Origin of the sequence: Bradyrhizobium sp. CCBAU 25338 (assembly GCF_028128965.1) — a bacterium.
Classification (GTDB): domain Bacteria; phylum Pseudomonadota; class Alphaproteobacteria; order Rhizobiales; family Xanthobacteraceae; genus Bradyrhizobium; species Bradyrhizobium liaoningense.
Genome location: NZ_LFKY01000017.1, coordinates 1 through 4,634, shown reverse-complemented (window position 1 = coordinate 4,634; position 4,634 = coordinate 1). Strand labels below are relative to the sequence as shown.

The 4,634-nt window shown below is 56.3% G+C and carries 3 protein-coding genes and 1 tRNA gene; 3 read left to right on the top strand and 1 reads right to left on the bottom strand.

Annotation, left to right across the window (positions count from 1 at the left end):
- Positions 1-323: 323 nt before the first annotated feature.
- From ACM42_RS08445 to ACM42_RS08435, 3 genes are read left to right on the top strand one after another with little or no spacing between them, the layout of a single operon-like run.
- Positions 324-2,513 (top strand): PAS domain S-box protein, encoded by a 2,190-nt coding sequence (locus ACM42_RS08445; protein ID WP_271527499.1) that lies wholly within the window; start codon positions 324-326, stop codon positions 2,511-2,513.
- Positions 2,473-2,730, top strand: coding sequence for a sensor histidine kinase (locus ACM42_RS08440; RefSeq protein WP_333921522.1), 258 nt, complete (start codon positions 2,473-2,475; stop codon positions 2,728-2,730). Before ACM42_RS08445 ends, ACM42_RS08440 begins: the two co-directional genes overlap by 41 nt.
- 20 nt (positions 2,731-2,750) lie before the next feature.
- Positions 2,751-3,989, top strand: coding sequence for an ABC transporter substrate-binding protein (locus ACM42_RS08435; protein ID WP_271527497.1), 1,239 nt, complete (start codon positions 2,751-2,753; stop codon positions 3,987-3,989).
- Positions 3,990-4,197: 208 nt separating this feature from the next.
- Here ACM42_RS08435 and ACM42_RS08430 read toward each other — a convergent pair.
- Positions 4,198-4,287 (bottom strand) — tRNA-Ser (locus tag ACM42_RS08430).
- Positions 4,288-4,634 lie beyond the last annotated feature (347 nt).

Genomic DNA, 4,634 nt, shown 5'->3' with positions numbered 1-4,634 from the left:
GTCCAAATCCGGTTCAGCGCAGGTACGCCTGACTCAACTAGGCTGCTTCTGATTCTGACACCGCAGGAACGGTCAAGATTGGAGCAAGATGGGTGCAGCCCCTCCTCTCCGACACCCTTATTGTATTCCTGATTGATCGAACTATGCGCCGCCATAGCGCGTGCGGCGGAACCTCATGTGTAACGAGGAAGATTTCCTATCGCGTACTCGGAAGGCTTCACCTTGACGATTGTTCCACCAGGCAACTCGCCAACCGGTGTTATATCGTGGAAGTGGACGGACAACCAGGCGGCCGTCATCGACACAGCCTGTATGGCTGAGCCATGAGCACTGAACTCCGAGAGGCATCGAAACCGGGTTTCCGTCTGGGACTCGAGCTCAGGCAATTCTTCCAGAAGCTTTCAAATGGCTTCACGCATCCCGTTCTTGCTCATCGCTGGAGCACGAAGCGAAGATCTCGGTTTCTCTCTTTGGTCTGCGCCGCAGTCGTATTGGCGCTTATTTTGCTGTTCTGTGTTCGGTTAGGTTTCGATCATGCGACAGCGGCCTTTGCACTTCTCGTCGTCATAGCCATTCTGAGCTATCGCGCCGGCTTCTCGACGTCCTTTGCATTCTTAGTGGTGGCGTATCTTTGCCTCAGCTACTTCATTGTGGATCCTGCCTTCAGCTTTCGTGTGGGCAATCCCCAGCATGCGGTGCTTCTTGCCACATTTCTGATCAGCTCGCTGTTCGTCTCCAGCCTGATCTGGCGTATCCAGACCCTCGATTCAATGCATCTCGAGCAAGCTCGGTTGCTCGACCTCACTACGGACGCCGTGATTGTCCGCGACTCGGAAGATGTCATTACCTACTGGAATCGGGGCGCTGAAGCGCTCTACGGCTGGCGGCGCGAGGAGGCCATCGGCAAAGTCGAACATCTCCTCTTGAAAACTGAATTCCCAGAACCCATCCACAATCTAAGGCAGATGCTCGCCCTGACAGGACGGTGGGAGGGCGAACTGGTCCATACCACTCGCAGCGGCGCGAGGATTCTCGTACTAAGCCGCTGGTCGAGCCGACACGAGCAGCCAGATACATCCGGTACAATTGCATGCAATACCGACGTTACGCAGCGTCGTGCAGCTGAGAAGGCCGCACGCCAGAGCCAAGCCGCCTACATTGCCGAAGCTCAAAAGCTTAGTAAGACTGGCAGCTTTGGCTGGAACATCGCGACCAATCATCTCGTATGGTCTGCAGAAACATTCCGAATATTCGAACTGCCGTCGCTGTCGATGCCCACGATGGACTTCGTCTTCCAACGCATCCACCCTGATGACCTCAACGCAGTCCGCACTGCCGTCACCGACGCGCAGGAAAGCGGGAACGGCTTCTCTCTGGAACATCGGCTGCTGATGCCGGACGGAACGGTCAAATTCCTAAGGTTGAAAGCCCATCCAATGACTAACCCGGACAGCCCCCCGGAGTTTGTCGGCGTGGTAATGGACATTAGCGAGCAAAAGCGCGCTCATGTAGAACTCGTCAAGAGCGAACAACGTTATCGGCAGCTTTTCTCGCGTATGCCGATCGCTCTTCGGCAACTCGATGCCACCAAACTCGTTCAAATCTTCCGGCAATTGCGCCAGGACGGCGTCACCGATCTCGGCCCCTATTTCGAGGCAAATCCCGGATTCCTCCAGACGTGCATGGAAGCCCTCACCTTTCGCGAGGCAAACGAGCACGCAATCCAGATGTTCGGCGGTAACGCCAGCGAAAGCTCACCCGTCTCTCTGGTCCGTACCTGGGAGGCCCGTCCCGATACGTTCCGACGCGCAATGGAGTCCCGCTTTCGCGGCGAGCCCAGCTTCGAGGAGGAAACCAAGATGGTCACCTGGGACGGTCGGGTGATCGACGTCCTCTTTATCACCGCCCGGGTTGGCAGGGTCCACGACTATGAAATGAGCTTGGTCGGAACAATCGACATCTCGGAGCGCATCCGCGCGCAGGACTCTTTGCGGAAGCTGCAGGCGGACTTTGCGCATGCCGCGCGCGTCTCGATGCTTGGCGAGTTAACGGCTTCCATTGCTCATGAGATCAATCAGCCGCTCGCCGTAATATCGACCTCTGGAAGCGCCGGCCTGCGGTGGCTCGACCGGCCTCAACCGGCCCTGGACGAAGTGCGGTCATCGATCGGAGCAATTTTGGCGAGCTCCCAAAGGGCCGCTAACATTGTTGCACGAGTTCGCGCGATGGCCGCCGGCCAATCAACAGCCAGATCGCTAGTACTTGTGGACGAAGTCATCGCAGAGGCGCTGCTATTTCTGCAGCATGAAATCCAAATGCAGCGTGTTACTATGACGTTCCATAAGAATGCGTCGTCAGTACGCGCGCTCTGTGACCGAACACAGCTGCAACAGATCATCGTCAATCTTGCGATGAACGCGATGCAGGCCATGGAAGGCGCCGGAATCCGGTCTCGTCGGATAATCATCACGTCTGGATGCCCGAGCCCCGGACGAATTCTGCTGCGTATTTGAAGATAATGGACCCGGGATCAAGTCCGCGCATCTCGATCGCCTGTTCGATAGCTTCTTCACGACCAAAGACAATGGAATGGGCATGGGGTTGGCAATCTGCAGGTCCATTGTCGAATCTCACGGCGGTCGGATCACCGCGGAGAGTGGCGGAGAAGGACGTGGGGCGATCTTTCGCTTCACCCTGCCCGTTTCAACCGGGTCCTCTCCTTCAAACTGAAACTGTTTAGGAGTGAACGGATGCTGGCACCGAAGCAATATTGGATCTCATTCATCGCTCTTGTCGTACTGATGGCTGCCACGAGATGCGCGAATGCCGAAAAGCAATACGACGCCGGCGCGAGTGACTTCGAGATAAGGATAGGCAATATCATGCCCTACAGCGGGCCCGCGTCCGCTTATGGGATCATTGGAAGGACGATGACGGCCTTCTTTCAAATGGTGAATGACAACGGCGGTATTAATGGCCGTCGCATCAACTTCATTTCCTACGATGACGCCTACAGCCCGTCAAAAACCATGGAGCAGGCGCGACGCTTGGTGGAAGACGATGAGGTTCTTGCCATCTTCGCGCCGTTCGGCACCGCAAGCAACGCCGCCATTCAGCGCTACATGAATAACAAGCGTGTCCCACAGCTATTTGTAATATCTGGCGCCTCCCGCTGGGGCGACCCCGGGCAATTTCCTTGGACCATAGGCTGGCAGCCAACTTACCGTGCGGAGGCGCGCGTCTACGCGAACTATATCTTATCCAATCATCCAAATGCCCGTATCGGGATCATCTACCAGAATGACGATTTTGGAAGGGAGTACCTTCGCGGACTTGAAGACGTCTTCAAGGATAGGTTTTCCAAAATGGTGATCGCAGCTGCACATTACGAGGTCGGCACGCCGACCGTGGATTCTCAAGTCGTTGCGATCAAGTCAAGCGCGCCGGACGTTTTCATCAACGTTGCAACGCCCAAATATGCTGCCCAGGTCATCCGGAAATTGGGCGAACTCAATTGGCGGCCAATACACATCCTCACGAATGTATCCGTATCGATCGGCGCGGTACTAAGGCCCGCCGGTTTGCAGAACTCTAATGGTATTCTCAGCGCTGGCTATCAGATGGATGTGACGGACGCCCAGTGGGCCCGACAGCCTGGCATGCGGAGTTTTCGAAGTTTCCTGGATAAATACTATCCCGAGGTCGACCGAACTGAGAGCGGCCCGCTGATCGCGTATAATATGGGCACGGCGCTTGTTGAAGTCATCAAACGTTGTGGCGACGATCTGAGCCGCCTGAACATCATGAAGACCGCCTCCGACCTCGACCTCGAAATCGGCGGTTACATTCCTGGCGTCCGTATAAGGACATCGCCGACTGACTTTTTTCCGATTGAGCAACTACAGATGATGCGGTTCAACGGCGCCCAGTGGGACTTGTTCGGCCCCCTCGTTGGCGGGGAGGAAAGTCCGTTAACAGCATCGAAATAAGTGCAGGGCTTGTGATGTTGTCGGCCTATTTCGAGTAGAACCCGCCGCGATCCATTTAGGCGCGTCGCTGGAGGACCTAGGCGGCTCCGTTCCCCTGAATGCTCGCCAAATGTGCACGCGCACCGATTGGAGGAGCGGTGATCTTCGGCGCAAGTCACTGATTTTGCTGTGGAGTTCGAACGACTGCGAACAGTGGAGGACAATATACTGGCGGAAGGGGTGGGATTCGAACCCACGGTACCCTTGCGGGCACGCCGGTTTTCAAGACCGGTGCCTTAAACCACTCGGCCACCCTTCCCTGTCAGCGGGCTCAAGCACTTAGCTAATGGTGGCGTTGAACGCAAGGCGACCGAATTGAATTTGGCGATCATCTGGGCCCAACATGCTCAAATGCTCAAGCTCCGAGGATGCCCGTTCCCAAGGCGTTCGGGGTCTCCGACCGACATCTTGTCGTCCTTCTTCAAAACTCCTCGAAGCAAGCAGCGGGCGAACCTGTGGGTTGGGAACGGACAGGTGAATGCGGGCGGACTTCTCTTCCTGGACGACGGGCAAATGCGTCCGCTCGGTCGCCGCTATTGACGTTGCCCCCAAGTTTTATCCAGACCTGAGTTCGTTCGGGCGGTTGGATGTGCCCATCCGGGCGGT

Bases quoted from the DNA above. Each gene is read 5' to 3' on its own strand.
- ACM42_RS08445 (WP_271527499.1), top strand. From the start codon at position 324: ATGAGCACTGAACTCCGAGAGGCATCGAAACCGGGTTTCCGTCTGGGA.
- ACM42_RS08435 (WP_271527497.1), top strand. From the start codon at position 2,751: ATGCTGGCACCGAAGCAATATTGGATCTCATTCATCGCTCTTGTCGTA.